General features: G+C 71.7%; 17 protein-coding genes. 3 read left to right on the forward strand and 14 right to left on the reverse strand.

Annotated elements, in window-relative coordinates; all coding sequences use genetic code 11:
• Window positions 1-120: 120 nt before the first annotated feature.
• The 7 genes from truB to rimP all read right to left on the reverse strand — a co-directional run bounded on the left by truB (window position 121) and on the right by rimP (window position 7,224).
• Window positions 121-1,026: a tRNA pseudouridine(55) synthase TruB gene (gene truB / locus ACZ6JY_RS26280; RefSeq protein WP_469199493.1), complete on the reverse strand. Its 906-nt coding sequence runs from the start codon at window positions 1,024-1,026 to the stop codon at window positions 121-123.
• The gene (gene rbfA, locus ACZ6JY_RS26285) at window positions 1,023-1,475 is read right to left on the reverse strand and encodes a 30S ribosome-binding factor RbfA (protein WP_469199495.1); all 453 of its coding nucleotides are present in this window, start codon (window positions 1,473-1,475) and stop codon (window positions 1,023-1,025) included. The genes truB and rbfA overlap by 4 nt, the downstream gene beginning before the upstream one ends.
• A 54-nt stretch (window positions 1,476-1,529) precedes the next feature.
• On the reverse strand, window positions 1,530-1,823 hold the full coding sequence (locus ACZ6JY_RS26290; RefSeq protein ID WP_447040308.1) for a DUF503 domain-containing protein: 294 nt from the start codon (window positions 1,821-1,823) through the stop codon (window positions 1,530-1,532).
• Window positions 1,824-1,984: 161 nt separating this feature from the next.
• Window positions 1,985-5,143 (reverse strand): translation initiation factor IF-2, encoded by a 3,159-nt coding sequence (gene infB, locus ACZ6JY_RS26295; RefSeq protein ID WP_469199497.1) that lies wholly within the window; start codon window positions 5,141-5,143, stop codon window positions 1,985-1,987.
• Between the two features lie 145 nt (window positions 5,144-5,288).
• The gene (locus ACZ6JY_RS26300) at window positions 5,289-5,579 is read right to left on the reverse strand and encodes a YlxR family protein (protein ID WP_469199499.1); all 291 of its coding nucleotides are present in this window, start codon (window positions 5,577-5,579) and stop codon (window positions 5,289-5,291) included.
• Between the two features lie 155 nt (window positions 5,580-5,734).
• Complete coding sequence (gene nusA, locus ACZ6JY_RS26305; RefSeq protein WP_469199501.1) at window positions 5,735-6,724, reverse strand: transcription termination factor NusA; 990 nt, start codon at window positions 6,722-6,724, stop codon at window positions 5,735-5,737.
• Between the two features lie 2 nt (window positions 6,725-6,726).
• A complete protein-coding gene (gene rimP, locus ACZ6JY_RS26310; RefSeq protein ID WP_469199503.1) occupies window positions 6,727-7,224 on the reverse strand; it encodes a ribosome maturation factor RimP in 498 nt (165 codons plus the stop codon).
• Between the two features lie 227 nt (window positions 7,225-7,451).
• On the opposite strand from rimP, the gene ACZ6JY_RS26315 reads away from it, so the two are divergent.
• From ACZ6JY_RS26315 to ACZ6JY_RS26325, 3 genes are read left to right on the forward strand one after another with little or no spacing between them, the layout of a single operon-like run.
• Window positions 7,452-8,006, forward strand: a complete 555-nt coding sequence (locus ACZ6JY_RS26315; protein WP_469199505.1) for a hypothetical protein — start codon at window positions 7,452-7,454, stop codon at window positions 8,004-8,006.
• Entirely contained in the window at window positions 8,003-8,506 is a 504-nt protein-coding gene (locus ACZ6JY_RS26320; RefSeq protein ID WP_469199507.1) for a ferritin-like domain-containing protein, read from the forward strand. Before ACZ6JY_RS26315 ends, ACZ6JY_RS26320 begins: the two co-directional genes overlap by 4 nt.
• 27 nt (window positions 8,507-8,533) lie before the next feature.
• A complete protein-coding gene (locus ACZ6JY_RS26325; protein ID WP_469199509.1) occupies window positions 8,534-9,436 on the forward strand; it encodes an aminoglycoside phosphotransferase family protein in 903 nt (300 codons plus the stop codon).
• 96 nt (window positions 9,437-9,532) lie between these two features.
• Here ACZ6JY_RS26325 and ACZ6JY_RS26330 read toward each other — a convergent pair whose 3' ends face one another.
• The 7 genes from ACZ6JY_RS26330 to ACZ6JY_RS26360 all read right to left on the reverse strand — a co-directional run bounded on the left by ACZ6JY_RS26330 (window position 9,533) and on the right by ACZ6JY_RS26360 (window position 19,978).
• A complete protein-coding gene (locus ACZ6JY_RS26330; RefSeq protein ID WP_469199511.1) occupies window positions 9,533-11,227 on the reverse strand; it encodes a proline--tRNA ligase in 1,695 nt (564 codons plus the stop codon).
• Window positions 11,228-11,350: 123 nt separating this feature from the next.
• Window positions 11,351-11,893 carry a GNAT family N-acetyltransferase gene (locus tag ACZ6JY_RS26335; protein ID WP_469199513.1) on the reverse strand — a complete coding sequence of 181 codons (543 nt, stop codon included), beginning with the start codon at window positions 11,891-11,893 and terminating at the stop codon, window positions 11,351-11,353.
• 60 nt (window positions 11,894-11,953) lie between these two features.
• On the reverse strand, window positions 11,954-12,802 hold the full coding sequence (locus ACZ6JY_RS26340) for a GNAT family N-acetyltransferase (RefSeq protein ID WP_469199515.1): 849 nt from the start codon (window positions 12,800-12,802) through the stop codon (window positions 11,954-11,956).
• 1,218 nt (window positions 12,803-14,020) lie between these two features.
• Window positions 14,021-15,178, reverse strand: a complete 1,158-nt coding sequence (gene ispG, locus ACZ6JY_RS26345) for a flavodoxin-dependent (E)-4-hydroxy-3-methylbut-2-enyl-diphosphate synthase (protein WP_469199517.1) — start codon at window positions 15,176-15,178, stop codon at window positions 14,021-14,023.
• A 209-nt stretch (window positions 15,179-15,387) separates the two neighbouring features.
• Window positions 15,388-16,689 carry a M50 family metallopeptidase gene (locus tag ACZ6JY_RS26350; protein ID WP_469199519.1) on the reverse strand — a complete coding sequence of 434 codons (1,302 nt, stop codon included), beginning with the start codon at window positions 16,687-16,689 and terminating at the stop codon, window positions 15,388-15,390.
• Window positions 16,686-17,945, reverse strand: a complete 1,260-nt coding sequence (gene dxr / locus ACZ6JY_RS26355) for a 1-deoxy-D-xylulose-5-phosphate reductoisomerase (RefSeq protein WP_469199521.1) — start codon at window positions 17,943-17,945, stop codon at window positions 16,686-16,688. Before dxr ends, ACZ6JY_RS26350 begins: the two co-directional genes overlap by 4 nt.
• A gap of 95 nt (window positions 17,946-18,040) precedes the next feature.
• Window positions 18,041-19,978 carry an acyl-CoA dehydrogenase family protein gene (locus ACZ6JY_RS26360; protein ID WP_469199524.1) on the reverse strand — a complete coding sequence of 646 codons (1,938 nt, stop codon included), beginning with the start codon at window positions 19,976-19,978 and terminating at the stop codon, window positions 18,041-18,043.
• Between the last annotated feature and the right edge of the window lie 31 nt (window positions 19,979-20,009).

The following is a 20,009-nucleotide window of genomic DNA, read 5'->3' on the forward strand; positions in this document are numbered from 1 at the left end:
GGTTGTGGGGGGGGGTGAGTTGGCTTCTCGTCCTGCCGGGCCATTTAGGGGGGGGGGGGGGGCCCCCCCCCCCCCCCCCCCCCCCCCCCCACGACAACAAGGTCCCGTGCGGGACGGGCGTCAGGCGAAGACGGCCAGGCTCTTGGCCTTGCCCCGCGACTCCTCCGCGAGGACCAGGAAGCGGCCCTCGGGGTCGAAGACGGCGACGGCACCGGCGCCCGCGTACTCCTCGGGCATGTCGATCCGCACACCGTTGAGCAGCAGCCGACCACGCTTGTCGTCCACGTCCCAGCGCGGGAAGGCCCGGCCCGCGGCCTCGGCCGCCGGCATCACCGTCAGCTCCTCCTGGAGCTGGTCGAGGGTCTTGGCCGCGTCCAGCTTGTAGGGGCCGACGCGGGTGCGCCGCAGGGCGGTCAGGTGGCCGCCGACGCCGAGCCCGGCGCCGAGGTCACGGGCGAGCGCCCGGATGTACGTGCCCGAGGAGCAGACCACCGAGACGACCAGGTCGAGTACGGGGGTGCCGTCCTCGGCGACGGCGTCGCGGACGTCGTACACGGTGAAGGCCGAGACGGTCACCGGGCGGGCCGGGATCTCGAAGTCCTCGCCCTTGCGGGCACGCGCGTAGGACCGCTTGCCGTCGATCTTGATGGCGCTGACCTTCGACGGCACCTGCATGATGTCGCCGGAGAGCTTGGCGATGCCCGCGTCGACCATCGCGCGGGTTATCCCCGAGGCATCGGCCGAAGAGGTGATCTCGCCCTCGGCGTCGTCGGTGACCGTGTCCTGCCCGAGGCGGATGGTCCCCAGATACTCCTTCTCGGTCAGCGCCAGATGGCCGAGGAGCTTGGTGGCGCGCTCCACGCCGAGTACGAGGACGCCCGTCGCCATGGGGTCGAGGGTGCCCGCGTGTCCGACGCGGCGGGTCTTGGCGATCCCGCGCATCTTGGCCACCACGTCGTGCGAAGTGAAGCCGGACGGCTTGTCGACGATGACAAGGCCGTCCGGCGTGGTGCCGCTGTTGCTCATGCGGGGGCGTCGCCGTCCTCGTCCTCGTCCTCGGGCTTGCGGTACGGGTCGGCGCCGCCCGCGAACTCGGCGCCCGCCGAGACCTCGCGCACCTTGGCGTCCGAGAGCCGTGCCCTGTCGAGCAGGTCCTCGATGGCCCGCGCGTTGTCCGGCAGGGCGTCCGCCACGAAGGCCAGGCTCGGCGTGAACTTCACGCCCGCCGCCTGGCCGACCGCCGACCTGAGCACGCCCTTGGCGCTCTCCAGGCCCGCCGCCGCGGCGGCCCGGTCCTCGTCGTCTCCGTAGACCGTGTAGAAGACGGTCGCCTCTCGCAGGTCACCCGTCACCCGGGTGTCCGTGATGGTCACATGTGAACCGAGCCGCGGGTCCTTGATCCCGCGCTGCAGCTTCTGGGCAACCACCTCTCGGATGAGGTCCGCCAGCCTTTTCGCCCGCGCGTTGTCGGCCACTGCTCCGTCTCCCTTTTCCCCGGGGTGCGTCCCCTGGGGCTTGTCTTGCCTTGTTCAGTCATCATCCCCGTGCAGCCGCCGCCGGACCGACAGCAGCTCCACTTCGGGCCGGGCGGCGACGAGGCGCTCGCACCGGTCCAGTACGTCCGTGAGATGGCCCCAGTCGCCGGACACCACCGCCAGGCCGATCTCGGCCCTGCGGTGCAGATTCTGGTCGCCCACCTCCGCCACGCTCACCGCGTGCTTGCGCTGGAGCTCGGCGACGATCGGCCGGACGACGGAGCGTTTCTCCTTCAGCGAATGTACGTCGCCGAGGAGCAGATCAAAGGACAGAGTCCCCACATACATGTGTGTCCGGATGTCCCGCCGGTACGGGCTCGAGGCCCCGCCAACCACTTGGCAGGGACATAAGAACCGTACACGGAACGGCCGGGGCCGATCGACGGGATTTCCCCCGTCGACCGGCCCCGACGCTGACCGCGTGGATCAGACTGCTGTGAAGCAGTCGATCAGCCGCGCGGCTTCTCGCGCATCTCGTACGTCGCGACGACGTCGTCGATCTTGATGTCGTTGAAGTTGCCGAGGTTGATACCGCCCTCGAAGCCTTCGCGGATCTCGGTGACGTCGTCCTTGAAGCGGCGCAGGCCCTCGATGTTGAGGTTCTCCGCGATGACCTTGCCGTCGCGGATGAGTCGGGCCTTGGTGTTGCGCTTGACCTCGCCGGAGCGGATGAGCACACCCGCGATGTTGCCGAGCTTGGACGAGCGGAAGACCTCGCGGATCTCCGCGGTGCCGAGCTCGACCTCCTCGTACTCCGGCTTGAGCATGCCCTTGAGGGCCGCCTCGATCTCCTCGATGGCCTGGTAGATCACCGAGTAGTAGCGGACGTCGACGCCCTCGCGCTCCGCCATCTGCGCGGCACGTCCTGCCGCACGGACGTTGAAGCCGATGACGATGGCGTCGGAGCCCATCGCCAGGTCGATGTCCGACTCCGTGACCGCACCCACACCGCGGTGCAGGACGCGGATGTCGACCTCTTCGCCGACGTCGAGCTGGAGCAGCGAGGACTCGAGAGCCTCCACCGAACCGGACGCGTCGCCCTTGATGATGATGTTGAGGTCCTGGACCAGGCCCGCCTTGAGCACCTGGTCGAGGTCCTCGAGGGACACCCGGCGGGTGCGCTTGGCGAACGCGGCGTTGCGCTCACGGGCGGCACGCTTCTCGGCGATCTGACGGGCCGTACGGTCCTCGTCGACGACCAGGAAGTTGTCGCCGGCGCCCGGGACGTTGGTGAGACCGAGAACGAGGACCGGAGTCGACGGGGTCGCCTCCTCGACGTTCTCGCCCTTGTCGTCGAGCATCGCGCGGACTCGGCCGTAGGCGTCACCGGCGACCATCGTGTCGCCGACGCGGAGGGTACCGCGCTGGACGAGGACGGTCGCGACGGCGCCGCGGCCCTTGTCGAGGTGGGCCTCGATCGCGATGCCCTGCGCGTCCTGCTCCGGGTTGGCCCGCAGGTCGAGCGAGGCGTCCGCGGTCAGGACCACGGCCTCGAGCAGCTGCTCGATGTTGACGCCCTGGCGCGCGGAGATGTCGACGAACATGGTGTCGCCGCCGTACTCCTCGGCCACCAGACCGAACTCGGTGAGCTGACCGCGCACCTTGGTCGGGTCGGCACCCTCGACGTCGATCTTGTTGACCGCGACCACGATCGGCACGTCGGCCGCCTTGGCGTGGTTCAGCGCCTCGATCGTCTGCGGCATCACACCGTCGTTCGCCGCGACCACGAGGATCGCGATGTCGGTGGACTTCGCACCACGGGCACGCATGGCGGTGAACGCCTCGTGACCGGGGGTGTCGATGAAGGTGATGGCGCGCTCTTCACCGTTGACCTCGGTGGCGACCTGGTACGCACCGATGTGCTGCGTGATGCCACCGGCCTCGCCCGCGACGACGTTCGTCTTGCGGATCGCGTCGAGGAGGCGGGTCTTTCCGTGGTCGACGTGACCCATGACGGTCACGACCGGCGGACGGGAGACGAGCATCTCCTCGCCGCCCTCGTCCTCGCCGAACTCGATGGAGAACGACTCCAGGAGCTCGCGGTCCTCCTCCTCCGGGCTGACGATCTCCAGGACGAAGTTCATCTCGTCCGCGAGGAGCTTCAGCGTCTCGTCGGAGACGGACTGCGTGGCGGTGACCATCTCGCCGAGGTTCATCATCACGCCGACGAGCGACGCCGGGTTCGCGTTGATCTTCTCCGCGAAGTCGGTCAGCGAGGCACCGCGCGACAGGCGGACGATCTGTCCGTTGCCGCGAGGCAGCATGACGCCGCCCACCGACGGGGCCTGCATGGCCTCGTACTCCTGGCGCCTCTGCCGCTTCGACTTGCGGCCACGACGGGCGGGCCCGCCGGGACGGCCGAACGCACCCTGCGTGCCACCACGGGCACCGGGGCCACCGGGACGGCCACCGAAGCCGGGACGGCCACCGAAGCCGCCGCCGCCACCGGGACGACCGGCACCGCCGCCACCCGGACCACCGGGACGGCCGGCGAAGCCGCCGCCGCCACCGGGACCGCCGGGACGGCCCGCGAAGCCGCCGCCACCGGGACGACCGCCACCGGCACCGCCGGGACGACCGCCGCCCGCGCCGGGACCACGGCCACCGCCGGGGCCACCGCCGGGACGCGGACCCGCGGCGGGACGCTGCGGCATCATGCCGGGGTTCGGACGGTTACCGGCGGGACCGCCGCCGGGACGCGGAGCGCCGCCCTGCGGGCGAGGCATGCCGCCCGGGGTGGGACGGGCGCCGCCCGGACCACCCTGCGGACGGGGAGCGCCACCGGGGCCACCCTGGCCCTGCGGACGCGGGGCGCCGCCGGGGCCACCCTGGCCGCCGGGACGCGGGGCACCGCCCGGACGGGGCGCCTGCGGGCGCGCCATACCGGTGGAGCCACCAGAGGTGAAGGGGTTGTTGCCCGGACGGGGACCCGAGGGACGGGCACCGCCGGGACGCGGGGCACCCTGGCCGCCGGGGCGCGGGGCGCCACCCTGACGGTCGCCGCGGTCGCCGCGACCGCCCTGGCTCTGACCGCCCTGGCCCTGGCCACCCTGGCCGGGGGCCGGACGGCCCGCGGGCTTCGGGGCGCCGGGACGAGCGCTCGGACGGGGGGCCTGCGACGCCGCGGGGGCGGCGGGGGCAGCGGGCGCGGCCGGCGGAGCGGTGAACTCCGGGGCGGCCGGAGCCGGCGAGGCAGGCGCGGGCTTGGCGGCCGGCGGCTTCGGACCCGGCGTCGGCGCCGGCGTCGGGCGCGGGCCCGGGGTCACCGGAGAGGCCGCGGGCTTCTCTGCCGCGGGCTTCTCGGCCGCGGCGGGCTTGGGCGCCGGCGGCTTCGGGGCGGCCGGACCCGGACGGGCGGCCTGCGCGGGAGAGGGTGCCGACGGGGATGCCGGCTTGGGGGCGGCCTGCTTGCGCGGCGCGCCGGGCTTGGCGGCGGACTTGCCGTTGCCGCCGCCCTGGAATGCGTCAGTCAGTTTGCGTACTACGGGCGCCTCGATCGTCGAGGACGCCGAACGTACGAATTCACCGAGATCTTGGAGCTTGGCCATGACGACCTTGCTCTCTACTCCGAACTCCTTGGCGAGCTCGTATACCCGGACCTTAGCCACTTCGCTCCTTTTAGGTCCGGGTTACGCCGGACCGTCGCTACTTCATGGGCGTACTCATCGCGTGCTCATCGAGTGCTCATCGCAATCTCGACCTACTTCCAACTCGCGGGGTACCAGGGCCGCACGGGGTTCCGTGCGACCTTCCTTACCTTGTTGCCTGCTGGGCAACTGTCTCGACCGCTCGGCGCAAGGCCTCGGTGTCGAGCGGGCCCCGGACTCGGAAGGCCCGGGGAAACGCCCGGCGGCGGACCGCCAGATCCAGACAGACCAGGGCGGGGTGCACATAGGCACCCCGGCCGGGCAGCGTACCGCTTGGATCGGGGACGCAGGCGCCCTCTTTCTCCACGATGCGCAGAAGACCGCTCTGGGCCGCTCGCTCCCGGCACCCCACACAGGTGCGCTCAGGGCGTGCGCGGGCATGCGTCCGGCCAGACACGCTTAAGTCTACCTCCCCGCACCGACCTCACCCCTTCGGGGCAAAAATCGAACGGCTACTCGCCACATACTGTCGTGATCCAAGCGATGATCGCCCGGAATTATTCCCGCGGCCACCCCTGAGCACGCTCCGGGAAGGCCGCCGAGAGCGTCCCGCTACTGGTCGGCGGGCTGCTCGGTGTCGGGCCTGATGTCGATGCGCCAGCCCGTGAGCCGCGCGGCGAGACGGGCGTTCTGGCCCTCCTTGCCGATGGCGAGCGAGAGCTGGTAGTCCGGCACGGTGACGCGGGCCGAGCGCGCACCGAGGTCGACGATCTCGACCTTGCTGACGCGGGCCGGGGAGAGCGCGTGGGCGACCATGTCCGCCGGGTCCTCGGACCAGTCGACGATGTCGATCTTCTCGCCGTTGAGCTCGGCCATGACGTTGCGCACACGGCTGCCCATCGGGCCGATGCAGGCACCCTTGGCGTTCAGACCCGAGCGGGTCGACCGCACGGCGATCTTGGTGCGGTGGCCCGCCTCGCGGGCGATGGCCGAGATCTCGACGGAGCCGTCGGCGATCTCGGGCACCTCGAGCGCGAAGAGCTTCTTCACCAGGCTCGGGTGGGTGCGCGACAGCGTCACGGACGGGCCGCGGACGCCCTTGGCCACCCGGACGACGTAGCTGCGAAGGCGCATCCCGTGGGGGTACTCCTCGCCGGGGACCTGCTCCTGCACCGGCAGGATGGCCTCCAGCTTGCCGATGTCGACCAGGACGTTCTTCGGGTCGCGGCCCTGCTGGACCACGCCGGTGACGATGTCGCCCTCGCGCCCGGCGTACTCACCGAGCGTCGCGTCGTCCTCGGCGTCGCGCAGACGCTGGAGGATGACCTGCTTGGCGGTCGTCGCGGCGATGCGGCCGAAGTCGGAGGGGGTGTCGTCGAACTCCTTGGGCTCCTGGCCCTCTTCGAGGTCCGCCGGGTCCTCCGTCGCCCACACCGTCACATGGCCGCTCTCGCGGTCCAGCTTCACCCGTGCGCGGCGGAAGCTGCCTTCGGTGCGGTGGTAGGCGATGAGGAGGGCCGACTCGATCGCCCCGACAAGCAGGTCGAAGGAGATCTCCTTCTCCCGGACCAGACCCCGCAGGGCACTCATGTCGATGTCCACGGCTACGCCTCCTCTTCCTTCTTGTCCTTGCGGTTGAACTCGACCTGCACACGCGCCTTGTCGATCTCCTCGAAGGCGATCCTGCGGGCGGTGGGCTTGCGCCCCTTCACGCCCGGCACTTCCAGGTCCATGCCCTCGTCGTCCACGGTGAGGATGCGGGCGGTCAGCTCGTCGCCCTCGGTGAGCTGGAACTTCACCAGGCGGTTCACCGCGCGCAGATAGTGGCGGCGCTCGGTCAGCGCGCGCTCGGCGCCGGGGGAACCGACCTCCAGGTCGTACTCCCCCTCGCCCATCGCGTCGGTCTCGTCGAGCTTCGCGGAGATCAGGCGGCTCACTTCCGCGATCTGATCCAGGTCCACGCCGTCCTCGGAGTCGATGACGACTCTCAGCACCCGCTTGCGTCCGACGGAGGCCACTTCGATCTCTTCGAGATCCAGTTCCTGCGAGGTGACGAGCGGTTCCAGTAGTTGCCGCAGCCTCTCGCTCTGGGTGGTGCTCATCCGGGTGACTCCTCGGCCGCGTGTGCTGTTGTGGGGATCGTCGCGTGTCTGGTCAAAGGGTATCCGGTCCCAAGGGGTGTTACCGCCAACCCGGGGGTCGGCGCAAGCTTCCGACCGAGCCGCTCACGTGTACGGAGACCGGCCGCAGGTACGGTGATCACCGGGCCCGCGCCCATTCCTTCCTTCTCGCTCGCGCCTTATGGCCTTCCTTGCCGAGGATGTCTGCCGTGCCGTCGTATCCCACCGCCTCACCGTCCCGACCGGGCCCGCGCCGAAGAAGCCTGCTGACCGGGGCCGCAGGTGTCGCCTCGGCGGCGCTGGTCACGGGCTGCTCGGACGCCGCGGACACCGACGCCGCCGAGCGCCTCTCCGCCGTACGGCGCCTGCGGGCGCGCGTGGCCGAGGAGAGCACGGAACTGCTCGGGCGTTACGACGCCGTGCTCGCCGCGCATCCCTCGCTCGCCGGGCGCCTCGAACCCCTGCGGGCCGAGGTGGAGCAGCACGCGGAGGCCTTCCGTGACGGCCGCGCCCCGGCCCCCTCGTCCTCGGCCTCTGCCTCCGCTTCGTCCTCCGCGACCGCGCCCGGCGCCGCCGGCCCCTCGCCGTCGGTCCCCCCGGACCCCGAGGAGGCGGTGCGCGGCCTCGCCAGGGCCGAGCGGGAGCTGGCCGACCGGCGGGGCAAGGCGCTGCTCGACGCCTCGGACGAGCAGGCAAGGCTGCTCGCCTCGGTGGCCGCCGCGGGAGCGGCCCACGCATATCTGCTGACGGAGGACGACAAGTGAGCGGCACGCCGGACAGGTCGAAGCCGACGGGTTCGGAGGCGAAGGGCGCCGAGCTCAAGGCCGTGCAGGCCGCCCTCGCCGCCGAGCACGCCGCGGTGTACGGGTACGGGGTCGTCGGCGGCCGCATCGGCGACAAGCGCAGGTCCCAGGCGCGCACGGGGTACGACGCGCACCGCGCCCGGCGGGACGCCCTCCAGCGTGCCGTACGGGACCGCGGCGGCGAGCCGCAGGCCGCCGACGCGGCGTACGCGCTGCCGTTCCCCGTGCCGGACTCCGCGGCGGCCGAGAAGCTCGCCGTCGAGCTCGAGGACCGGCTCGCCGGGGTCTACTCCGACCTCGTACGGGCCTCGTCGGGCACCCTGCGGGGCACCGCCGCCGAGGCGCTGCGGGAGGCGGCGGTCCGGGCGGCGCGGTGGCGCGGCGGGAGCGTAGCCTTCCCTGGGCTCGCCGAGCGGTCCGCCGAAGGCGGCTCCTCGGCTCCGGCGACGCCCAAGGCGTAACCCCTCGTGGAAGGAAACGACTCGCGCATGGCTTTCGAACCGCCGAAGCGTCTGGTCACCGCACTCGGCGAGACGGCGCGGGACGACGGCGACGACTGGCTGGAGAAGCTGCCCGAGGCGGTGGAACAGGCCGTCGCGGCACGCGGGTTGAGTGTCGAGCGGGTCCATGTGCCCGGCGGGCGCAGCAGCCTCGTACTGCTGGTGCAGCGGGTCGACGGAACCCCCGCCGTGCTCAAGCTGGTGCCGCCCAGGTCGCGGCCCGAGAGCGAGCGGGCGGCCCTGGCGAGCTGGGGCGGACTCGGCGCCGCGAAGCTCCTCGACCCCGAGTGCGCGGACGGGGCGCTGCTCCTGGAGCGGCTGCACCGTGACGTGTCCGTGCGGACGCTGCCCGAGGCCAAGGCGCTCCTGGAGGCCGCGGGGACGCTGCGGCGGCTGTGGGTCGCGCCGCCCGCAGGGCACCGCTTCGAGACGGTCGCCGAGCGGACGGGGCGGCAGGCCGAGGCCATGCGGGACACCGCGGCCGCGGAGGCCGACGTCCTGCCCCTGGTCGACGCGGCGCTCACCGCGCGGGACGAGCTGCTCGCCGCCGAGCCCGAGGCGCGGCTGCTGCACGGCACCTTCCGGCAGAGCAAGGTCCTCGCGGGGGACCGGGTGCCGTGGCTGGCCGTGGGGCCCGACCCGGTGGTCGGTGAGCCCGCCTTCGACCTGGCCCGGCTGGTGCGTGACCGGGTCGAGGACCTGATCGCCTCGCCGTCCGGTGCCTCGATCACGCGGCGGCGGGTGAAGAAGCTGGCCGAGTCCCTGGAGGTGGATCAGGAGCGGCTGCGGGGGTGGACCCTGTTCCGGGCGGTGGAGTCGGGGGTCCGGGCGCAGCGCGTCGGCCGCGGGCAGGACGCGGAGTTGCTCCTTGAGTTCGCGGGCTGGCTGTAGCGGCCGGCCGCGCGGCATATGGGCGAGGTCCCGCACGGCATACGCGCGAGGGCGCACCCCGTTCGACGGGGTGCGCCCTTACGCGTGCGGTTCCGTTCAGGCCGTGAGGCGGGCGATCGCCTCGTCGACCGTGAGCTCCTCGCGCTCGCCCGTGCGGCGGTCCTTCAGTTCCACGACGCCCTCGGCGGAGCGGCGGCCCGCGACCAGGATCTGCGGGACACCGATCAGCTCGGCGTCGGTGAACTTCACGCCCGGGGAGACCCCGGCCCGGTCGTCCACCAGGACCCGGGCGCCGGCGGCACCGAGCTTCTCGGCGACGTCGAGGGCCAGCTCCGTCTGGAGGGCCTTGCCCGCGGCGACCACGTGGACGTCGGCGGGGGCGACCTCCTTGGGCCAGCACAGGCCCTTGTCGTCGGCGGTCTGCTCGGCGAGCGCCGCCACCGCGCGGGAGACGCCGATGCCGTACGAGCCCATGGTCACGCGGACCGGCTTGCCCTGCTGGCCGAGGACGTCGAGCTGGAAGGTGTCGGCGTACTTGCGGCCGAGCTGGAAGATGTGGCCGATCTCGATGGCGCGGTCCAGCTTGAGGCCGGTGCCGCAGGAGGGGCACGGGTCGCCCTCCTCGACGACGACGACGTCCAGGTACTGGTCGACCTCGAAGTCACGGCCGCAGACGACGTTCTTGGCGTGCTTGTCCTGCTTGTTGGCGCCCGTGATCCAGGCCGTGCCGGGCGCGACGCGCGGGTCGGCGATGTAGCGGACCTTCTCCAGGCCCTGCGGGCCGACGTAGCCGCGCACCAGGTCGGGGCGGCCCACGAAGTCCTCTGCGGTGACGAGCTCGACCTCAGCCGGGGCCAGGTGCTCGCCGAGCTTGCCGAGGTCGACCTCGCGGTCGCCGGGGACGCCGACGGCCACGATCTCGCCGTCGATCTTGACCAGCAGGTTCTTCAGGGTCGCGGAGGCCGGGACGCCGAGGTGCTCGGCCAGCGTCTCGATGGTGGGGGTGTCGGGGGTGTCCAGCTCCTCGACGGGGCCGTGCGCCGAGCCGTCGACCGGGGCGAGCGCGAAGGTCACGGCCTCGCTGTTGGCCGCGTAGTCACAGGCCGGGCAGTCCGCGAAGGTGTCCTCGCCGGCCGGTGCGGGGGCCAGGAACTCCTCGGACGCCGAACCGCCCATGGCACCGGAGATCGCCGACACGATGCGGTAGTCGAGGCCCAGGCGCTTGAAGATCTTCTGGTACGCGCCGCGGTGCAGCGCGTACGCCTCGGCGAGGCCCTCGTCCGTGGTGTCGAAGGAGTACGAGTCCTTCATCTGGAACTCACGGCCGCGCAACACACCGGCGCGCGGGCGGGCCTCGTCGCGGTACTTCGTCTGGATCTGGTAGAGGATGACCGGCAGGTCCTTGTAGGACGAGCACTGGTCCTTGACGACCTGGGTGAAGATCTCCTCGTGGGTGGGACCGAGGAGGTAATCGGCGCCCTTGCGGTCCTTGAGGCGGAAGAGCAGGTCACCGTACTCTTCGTAGCGGCCGGACGCCTCGTAGGGCTCCTTGGGCAGAAGCGCGGGGAGCAGCACCTCCTGGCCGCCGATGGCGTCCATCTCCTCGCGTACGACGCGGGCGATGTTCTCGTAGACCTTCTTGCCGAGCGGCAGCCAGCTCCAGATGCCGGCGGCGGTCCTGCGGACGTACCCGGCCCGGACGAGCAGCTTGTGGTTGAGCGTCTCCGCGTCCGCGGGGTCGTCGCGCAGTGTCTTGACCATCAACCGGGACATGCGCTGGACCTGGGCCATGATGAACTCCTGCAAATGGGGGTCCCCCCTGCTCCGGGAAGCCGGGAACCTGGGGGAAGGTGATGGCAGGAGGTTAGCCGGGGCGCGGGCGCGGGCGGAAATCGATTGTCGCCGCCGCCCGGCTCAGGACCGCTTCGGCAGCGGCAGCGGGGCGCCCATCACGGCGTACGGCATGGGGGCGCTGGGGAACAGGACGCGGCGCGCGAGATCCACGTACCCCAGGGAGCGGTAGAGGCCGCGGGCGGGGCTGTCGACGTCGATCGCGGAGAGGATCGAGCGGGGCTCGGCGACGCCCTCCGTGATGGTGGTGATCAGCGCGCGGCCGATGCCCCGGTTCTGGTGGCCGGGGTGGACGTGCAGCTCGGTGATGACGAACGAGTCGTCCAGCCAGTCGTCGATGCCCTGACCTCGCAGGTACGGCTCGACGACCGTCGACCACCAGTGGCCGCGGCTGTTGGGCATGCCGTAGACGAAGCCGACGAGACGGTCGTCGGGGGTGGTCGCGCCGAACGAGCGGGCTCCCGCGTACGTCAGGTGGCGCAGCACGATCTGCCTGCGTACGGCCACCTCGTCGTCGCTCAGGCCGAAGGCCTGGGCCTGGACGCGCAGGGCCTCGTCCACCCGCGCGGCGAGGTCGACGGGGCCGATCACGACGTCGTCAGTCATGGAGCGACCCTACTTGGCGGTGCCGCGCTTCTGAACAGGGGCGCTCGGGCCCCGGGGCCCTCAGAACAGGACGCTCATGAACGCGCCGACTTCCCTGAAGCCGACGCGGCGGTACGCGGCCCTGGCCGCCGTGTTGAAGTCGTTCACGTACAGGCTGACGACGGGGGCCACGTCGGTCAACGCATACCGCAGGACGGCCGCCATACCCGGGGCCGCGAGGCCCCTGCCCCGGTACTCGGGGGCCACCCAGACGCCCTGCACCTGGCAGGCGTGGGGCGTGACGGCGCCGATCTCCGCCTTGAAGACGACCCTGCCGTCCTCGTCGAGGCGGGCGAAGGACCGGCCCGCGCCGACCAGTTCGGCGACCCGCGCCTGGTAGAGCAGACCGCCGTCGCCCGCCAGCGGCGAGACGCCGACCTCCTCGGTGAACATCGCCACGCACGCCGGCATGATCGACTCCATCTCGTCCTTGCGGACGCGACGGACGTACGGGTCGGGGACGATGTCGTCCGGGAGCCGGTCGGTGACCATCAGCGGCTGCTGGGCACGGATCTCGCGGGCGGGGCCCCAGGACGGCTCCAGGAGCCGCCACAGCTGGGACGTGGCGGCCGCGGGGCCCACGATCGAGGAGCAGCGGCGGCCTGCCCTGCGGGCGCGGTCGGCGAAGCCTCGGACTGCTCGCGGGGTCGCGCAGATCGGCACGAGGTTCGCCCCCGCGTAGCACAGGGATGCCAGCATGCCGTCCTCGTACCAGCCCCACATCTCGCCGCCCAGGCGCCAGGGGTCGAGGCCCGCCACCTGGACGCGGGCGGCCACGAAGGCGTTCGCGACCGGCTCGCGGTCGAGCACGGCGAGCGCGGCGTCGAGGTCACTCGGTTCGAGGACCCGGGTGGTGGTCTGAGTCAACACGTGCGGGGGCCTCACCATACGGTTTGCTGATTCTCCGCACTGTACCTGGCGGGGGCGCCTTGTGCCGGGGGGTGCCTTTGCCCCGTGCGGGCGGGGGGTTCCGGGGCTCTGCCCCGGCGGGGGGGGCGGGGGTTCCGGGGCTCTCCCCCGGCGGAGGGGGCGGGGGCTCCGGGGCTCTCCCCCGGCGGAGGGGGCGGGGGTTCCGAGGCTCTCCCCTGGCGGAGGGCGGGGGTTCCGGGGCTCTCCCCCGGCGGAGGGCGGGGGTTCCGAGGCTCTCCCCCGGCGGAGGGGGCGGGGGTTCCGAGGCTCTCCCCCGGCGGAGGGCGGGGGCCCTTTTCGCCGCTCCGCGGCGCGGTCCCGCCCAACCCGCTCACCGGGCGACGGGTCCGCTTCCGCTCGCCCCTTCACCGGGCGGCGGTCCGCTTCCGCTCGCCCGTATGCCCGGTGGTGCTTCGCTTTCGCCGCCACCCCGCGACGTGGTTTCACCGGCCCGTATGCCCGGCGGTGCTTCGCTTTCGCCGCTTCGCGGCGGGCTCTCCCACCCACCCACCCGTTCACCCGGCGGGTTCTTCGGTGCGGTGGGGAGGCGCTGTGCCAAGCGGGCGGGTGAGTGGGGAAGCTCCATGCGGAGGCTCAAGCAAGCTGCACCCTGCCGACGTGCCGAGCGAGCGAGCGGCCGGGCGGAAAGGGTCCGGGCCGGAGGCCCAGGCAGGCGGCACCCCGCCGGCCTACCGAGCGGGCGGGTGGGTGGGAGAGGTCCGTGCCCGAGGCCAGGCAGGCGGCACCCCGCCGGCGTACCGAGCGGGCGGGTGGGTGGGAAAGGTCCGTGCCGAGGCCGACCCGGCGGCACCCTACCGACGCACCCAGCGGCGCGGCCGGGCAGCGGGGAAGACAGGCCCGAGGCCAGGCAGGCGGCACGCTGTCGGCGTACCGAGCGGGCGGGTGGGTGGGTGGGAGAGGTCCGTGCCCGTGGTCGACCCGGCGGCACCCTGCCGACGCGCCCAGCCGCAGCCGGGCGAGAAAGGTCCGGCCGGAGGGCCAGGCAGGCGGCACCCCGCCGGCGTGCCCAGCCGTAGCCGGGCGGGGGCGGTTCAGGCCGGAGGGGCAGGCAGGGCCGCGGGAAGACCGCCCCGCCTTGCCGGGCGGGGTGCGTTGCCGGGGGGCGCGCGAGTGCCCCGGGGCCTCGTGGCCAGCCGGGGCACCTGGAGGGACGGAGGGTCAGCCCGCGACCGAGATCGTGGGCTCGCCGGAGGCCACCCCGTCCTTCTCCATCTGCTCCGCGATCTTCATCGCCTCGTCGATCAGCGTCTCCACGATCTTCGACTCCGGGACGGTCTTGATGACCTCGCCCTTCACGAAGATCTGCCCCTTGCCGTTGCCCGAGGCCACACCCAGGTCCGCCTCGCGGGCCTCACCCGGGCCGTTCACCACACAGCCCATGACCGCGACCCGCAGCGGGACCTCCATGCCCTCAAGGCCCGCCGTGACCTCCTCGGCCAGCTTGTAGACGTCCACCTGGGCGCGCCCGCACGAGGGACAGGAGACGATCTCCAGGCGGCGCTGGCGCAGGTTCAGCGACTCCAGGATCTGGATGCCGACCTTGATCTCCTCCACCGGAGGAGCCGACAGCGAGACCCGGATCGTGTCGCCGATGCCCTCGCTCAGCAGCGCGCCGAACGCCACCGCCGACTTGATCGTGCCCTGGAACGCCGGGCCCGCCTCCGTCACGCCCAGGTGGAGGGGGTAGTCGGACGCCGCCGCCAGTTGGCGGTAGGCGTTCACCATCACCACCGGGTCATTGTGCTTCACCGAGATCTTGATGTCGTGGAAGCCGTGCTCCTCGAAGAGCGACGCCTCCCAGAGGGCAGATTCCACCAGCGCCTCGGGGGTCGCCTTGCCGTACTTCTTCAGCAGGCGCGCGTCCAGGGAGCCGGCGTTGACGCCGATCCGGATCGGCGTGCCCGTGGCCGAGGCCGCCTTGGCGATCTCCTTGACCTTGTCGTCGAACTGCTTGATGTTGCCCGGGTTCACGCGCACCGCCGCGCACCCGGCGTCGATCGCCGCGAACACGTACTTCGGCTGGAAGTGGATGTCCGCGATCACCGGGATCTGCGACTTCCGGGCGATCGTGGCCAGCGCGTCCGCGTCGTCCTGCGTCGGACATGCCACTCGTACGATCTGGCAGCCCGAGGCGGTCAGCTCCGCGATCTGCTGCAACGTCGCACCGATGTCCGACGTCCGCGTCGTCGTCATCGACTGCACCGACACCGGGGCGTCCCCGCCCACGGCCACCGTGCCGACCTGGATCTTGCGGCTGACCCTTCGGTCGGCGAGCTTGGTCGGAACGGACGGGATTCCGAGAGAAACGGCAGTCATCTGGCGAGCATCCCCAAGGTGTGGATCAAGGTCCCGAGATCGGCGGGCTACGGGCTTCGAGATTACGGCACCCCGCGGGGCCCGCACACACCCCGTCGGTATGTCCACTCAATAGTGAGCGGCCCGTCACATAAAGTGCCGGGCCGCCGCAAACTCCTCGTAACCCGGACGTTCCGAACCCCGTGCCAGGATTCGGGACGTCTCGGGCGTCAGGAGATGCGTACGGGGTTCACCACGTCCGCGATGAGCACCAGGATCGTGAAGCAGATGAAGATCCCCGCCACCACGTAGGCGACCGGCATCAGCTTCGCCACGTCGAAGGGGCCCGGATCGGGGCGGCGCAGGACCTTCGCCGCGTTGCGGCGCACGGACTCCCACAGGGCGCCCGCGATGTGGCCGCCGTCGAGTGGGAGCAGCGGCAGCATGTTGAAGAGGAAGAGCGAGAGGTTGAAGCCGGCCACCAGGAACAGCATCATCGCGATCTGGTTCTCCGGCGGGATGTCCAGGGTGAACACCTCGCCGCCGACGCGCGCCGCGCCCACGACACCCATCGGGGAGTCCTGCTTGCGCTCGCCGTCGCCGAAGGCCGCGTTCCACAGGTCGGGGACCTTGGAGGGCAGGGCGACGAGCGACTCGACGCCGTTCTCCATCATGTCGCCCATGCGGTGCACGGAGTCGCCGAAGGACTGCTGGACGATGCCGGTGGCGGGGGTGAAGCCGAGGAAGCCGGCGTAGACGTACTTGCCCTCGACGTAGGCCCCGTCGCCGTCGGTCTTGGTGACCTGGTTGCGGATGAGAGTGGCGTGCAGGTCCACGTCCTTGCCGTCCCGCTCGACGGTGATCGTGGCCGGGCCGATGGTGTCGCGGATCTTCGTCTGGAGCGTGGACCAGTCGTCGACGGGCTTGCCCTGGAAGGCGACGATCTTGTCGCCCGCCTTGAGGCCCGCGGCCTTGGCGGGGGCCGCCTTGTCGCCCTTCTCGCACTTGGAGCGGTTCTCGCTCTGCTGGATGACGCAGTCGGAGACCTTGCCGACCTGGGTCGTCTGCGAGCTGATGCCGAACGTCATCATCACGCCGAGGAAGATCACCACGGCGAGGATCAGGTTCATGAAGGGGCCCGCGAACATCACGATCACGCGCTTCCACGGCTTGCGCGTGTAGAAGAGGCGGCTCTCGTCGCCCGGCTTGAGCTCCTCGAAGGCCGCCGAACGCGCGTCCTCGATCATGCCTCGCCAGGGGGACGTCGACCGTGCCTCTATGCGGCCGTCAGGGCCGGGCGGGAACATTCCGATCATGCGGATGTAGCCGCCGAGGGGGATGGCCTTGATGCCGTACTCGGTGTCGCCCTTCTTCCTGGAGAAGAGGGTCGGGCCGAAGCCGACCATGTACTGCGGGACCCGGATGCCGAACATCTTGGCGGTCGACAGGTGCCCCAGTTCGTGCCAGGCGATCGAGAACAGCAGCCCGATCACGAAGACGACTATCCCGAGAATCATCATCAGTGTCGTCATGCACGGGCCTCCGCGGTCGTCTTCGCTGCCAGTTCGCGTGCCCGGGCGCGCGCCCAGGTCTCCGCCTCGAGGACGTCCGCGACGGTCAGGGAAGTTCCCGCCGGCGGTGTGCCGTGTTCCTCCACGGTCCGCGTCACCGTCTCCATGATGCCGTTGAAGGGCAGCTCGCCCTTCAGGAAGGCGTCGACGCACTCCTCGTTGGCGGCATTGAACACCGCGGGAGCCGTGCCCGCGAGTTCCCCCACGTGACGGGCGAGCCCGACCGACGGGAACGCGTCGTTGTCCAGGGGGTGGAACTCCCAGCTCGACGCCTTCGTCCAGTCGAAGGCGGGCGCCGCGTCAGGCACCCGCTCGGGCCAGCCGATGCCGATGGCGATGGGGCCGCCCATGTCGGGCGGGGTGGCCTGGGCGAGGGTCGAGCCGTCGGTGAACTCCACCATGGAGTGGACGTACGACTGGGGGTGGACGACGACCTCGATGCGGTCGAAGGGGATGTCGTAGAGGAGGTGGGCCTCGATGACCTCCAGGCCCTTGTTGACCAGCGTGGCGGAGTTGACGGTGATGACCGGGCCCATGGCCCACGTGGGGTGCGCGAGCGCTTCCTCGGGGGTGACGTGGGCGAGATCGGCCTTCGTACGTCCGCGGAAGGGGCCGCCGGAGGCGGTGACGACGAGTCTGCGTACGTCGGCCCGGGTGCCCGCGGCGAGCGCCTGGAAGAGGGCCGCGTGCTCGGAGTCGACCGGGATGATCTGGCCGGGCTTGGCGATCGCCTTGACCAGGGGGCCGCCGACGATCAGGGATTCCTTGTTGGCGAGCGCGAGGGTGCGGCCCGCCTCCAGGGCGGCCAGCGTCGGCGCGAGGCCGATGGAGCCGGTGATGCCGTTGAGGACGGTGTGGCAGTCGGAGGCGGCGATCCGCGTGGCGGCGTCCGGTCCGGCCAGGATCTCGGGGAGCGGCTCCCCCGCCCCGTACTGTCCCCGGAGCGCTTCGCGCAGCGCGGGTACGGCGTCCTCGCGGGCGACCGCGACGGTCCGCACCCGCAGTCGGCGCGCCTGCTCGGCGAGGAGGCCGACCCGGCCGCCGGCCGCCGACAGCGCGGTGACGCGGAAGCGGTCGGGATTGCGCAGCACGAGGTCGATGGCCTGGGTGCCGATCGATCCCGTGGAGCCGAGGATGACGATGTCCCGGGGGTCTTCGCCGGAGACCGGGTCGAAGACGAGATGCGGGTCCGCGAGGGGGGATGGGCTGTCGCTCATCCCCCCATTGTGGCCGTAAGACCGCTCCGCCCGGACCCCGCGGGCCCCGATGGGGCGCACGGGGTGCTCCGCGGGGGCCCGGATACGGCGTGTGCTCAGCGGATCGGGCGGTGGACGTTGTCCCGTTTCGAGGGGCCGGGGGCGGCCTCGGCGATCCACGGGCCTTCCCCGGAGGGGTCGATGACGCCCGCTTCGAGCCAGGTGTACGTCCCGGAGAGGACGCCCTTGACCACCTTGCGGTCCAGGTCGTCGGTGTTGGTCCACAGCCGGTCGAAGAGTTCCTCGACGCGGATGCGGGACTGCCGGCAGAAGGCGTCGGCGAGCTGGTACGCCTCGCGGCCGTGGTCCTCGGTGGTGCGCAGGAGCTCGGCGCGCACACAGGCCGCGCTCATCGCGAACAGTTCCGCGCCGATGTCGACGACGCGGCCGAGGAAGCCCTGCTTGGTCTCCATCTTCCCCTGCCAGCGGGACATGGCGTAGAAGGTGGAGCGGGCCAGCTTGCGGGCGCCGCGTTCCACGTAGCGCAGATGGCCGGAGAGGTCCACGTGGCCCTCCGGGTGGAACTCCGCGTAGGAGCGCGGGAGTTGACCGGGCCCGGCCACCAGTTTCGGCAGCCAGCGGGCGTAGAAGCCGCCGGCCCGCGCGCCCGCCCTCGCCTTGTCGGAGAGCGTCTTGTCGGGGTCGATGAGGTCGCCGGCGACCTTCAGGTGGGCGTCGACGGCCTCGCGGGCGATCAACAGGTGCATGATCTCCGTCGAGCCCTCGAAGATGCGGTTGATGCGCAGGTCACGCAGGATCTGCTCGGCGGGGACCGCGCGTTCGCCGCGGGCCGCGAGGGACTCGGCGGTCTCGAAGCCGCGGCCGCCGCGGATCTGGACCAGCTCGTCGGCCATCAGGCAGGCCATCTCGGAGCCGTACAGCTTGGCGAGGGCGGCCTCGATGCGGATGTCGTTGCGGTCCTCGTCGGCCATCTGCGAGGAGAGGTCGAGCACCGCTTCGAGCGCGAAGGTCGTCGCCGCGATGAAGGAGATCTTCGCGCCGACCGCCTCGTGGAAGGCGACGGGCTTGCCCCACTGCTCACGGGCGGCCGACCACTCGCGGGCGATCTTCAGGCACCACTTGCCCGCGCCGACGCACATGGCGGGCAGCGAGAGGCGCCCGGTGTTGAGGGTGGTCAGGGCGATCTTCAGGCCCGCGCCCTCGGGTCCGATGCGGTTGGCGGCGGGGACCCGTACCCGGTGGAAGCGGGTCACGCCGTTCTCCAGGCCGCGCAGGCCCATGAAGGCGTTGCGGTTCTCGACGGTGACGCCCTCGGCGGCCGCCTCCACGACGAAGGCCGTGATGCCGCCCTTGTGGCCGTCGGACCTCGGCACGCGCGCCATCACGACGAGCAGGTCCGCGACGACGCCGTTGGTGGTCCACAGCTTCACGCCGTCGAGGACGTAGTCGTCGCCTTCGGGGACGGCGGAGGTGGCCAGGCGCGCCGGGTCGGAGCCGACGTCCGGCTCGGTGAGGAGGAACGCCGTGATGTCCGTACGGGCGCAGCGGGGCAGGAAGGCGTCCTTCTGCTCCGGGGTGCCGAACATCTTCAGCGGCTGCGGTACGCCGATCGACTGATGCGCGGAGAGCAGCGCGCCGATGACGGGGCTCGCGGAGCCGACGAGCGCGAGGGCCTTGTTGTAGTAGACCTGGGTGAGGCCGAGCCCGCCGTACTCCGTGTCGATCTTCATGCCGAGGGCGCCGAGCTCCTTGAGGCCCTTGATGACCTCGTCGGGGATCTGCGCCTCGCGTTCGATGCGGGCGGAGTCGACCTTCGTCTCGCAGAACTCGCGGAGCCTGGCGAGGAACTCCTCGCCGCGCCGGGTGTCCTCGTCGGGCGGCAGCGGGTGCGGGTGGATCAGGTCGAGCCGGAAGCGGCCGAGGAAGAGTTCCTTGGCGAAGCTGGGCTTGCGCCAGTCCTGCTCACGGGCGGCCTCGGCGACCTGCCGGGCCTCGCGTTCGCTCACTGACGACTTTGCGGATGGTGCGGACATGAGGAGCTCACCTCGCCGCGGAGTGGGGTTA

It is taken from the genome of Streptomyces sp. NPDC046335 (genome assembly GCF_055587985.1).

Bases quoted from the DNA above. Each gene is read 5' to 3' on its own strand.
- ACZ6JY_RS26360 (WP_469199524.1), bottom strand. From the start codon at position 19,978: ATGTCCGCACCATCCGCAAAGTCGTCAGTGAGCGAACGCGAGGCCCGG.
- ACZ6JY_RS26330 (WP_469199511.1), bottom strand. From the start codon at position 11,227: ATGGCCCAGGTCCAGCGCATGTCCCGGTTGATGGTCAAGACACTGCGC.
- ACZ6JY_RS26350 (WP_469199519.1), bottom strand. From the start codon at position 16,689: ATGACGACACTGATGATGATTCTCGGGATAGTCGTCTTCGTGATCGGG.
- dxr (WP_469199521.1), bottom strand. From the start codon at position 17,945: ATGAGCGACAGCCCATCCCCCCTCGCGGACCCGCATCTCGTCTTCGAC.
- ACZ6JY_RS26335 (WP_469199513.1), bottom strand. From the start codon at position 11,893: ATGACTGACGACGTCGTGATCGGCCCCGTCGACCTCGCCGCGCGGGTG.
- ACZ6JY_RS26290 (WP_447040308.1), bottom strand. From the start codon at position 1,823: ATGTATGTGGGGACTCTGTCCTTTGATCTGCTCCTCGGCGACGTACAT.
- truB (WP_469199493.1), bottom strand. From the start codon at position 1,026: ATGAGCAACAGCGGCACCACGCCGGACGGCCTTGTCATCGTCGACAAG.
- rimP (WP_469199503.1), bottom strand. From the start codon at position 7,224: ATGAGCACCACCCAGAGCGAGAGGCTGCGGCAACTACTGGAACCGCTC.
- ACZ6JY_RS26325 (WP_469199509.1), top strand. From the start codon at position 8,534: ATGGCTTTCGAACCGCCGAAGCGTCTGGTCACCGCACTCGGCGAGACG.
- ispG (WP_469199517.1), bottom strand. From the start codon at position 15,178: ATGACTGCCGTTTCTCTCGGAATCCCGTCCGTTCCGACCAAGCTCGCC.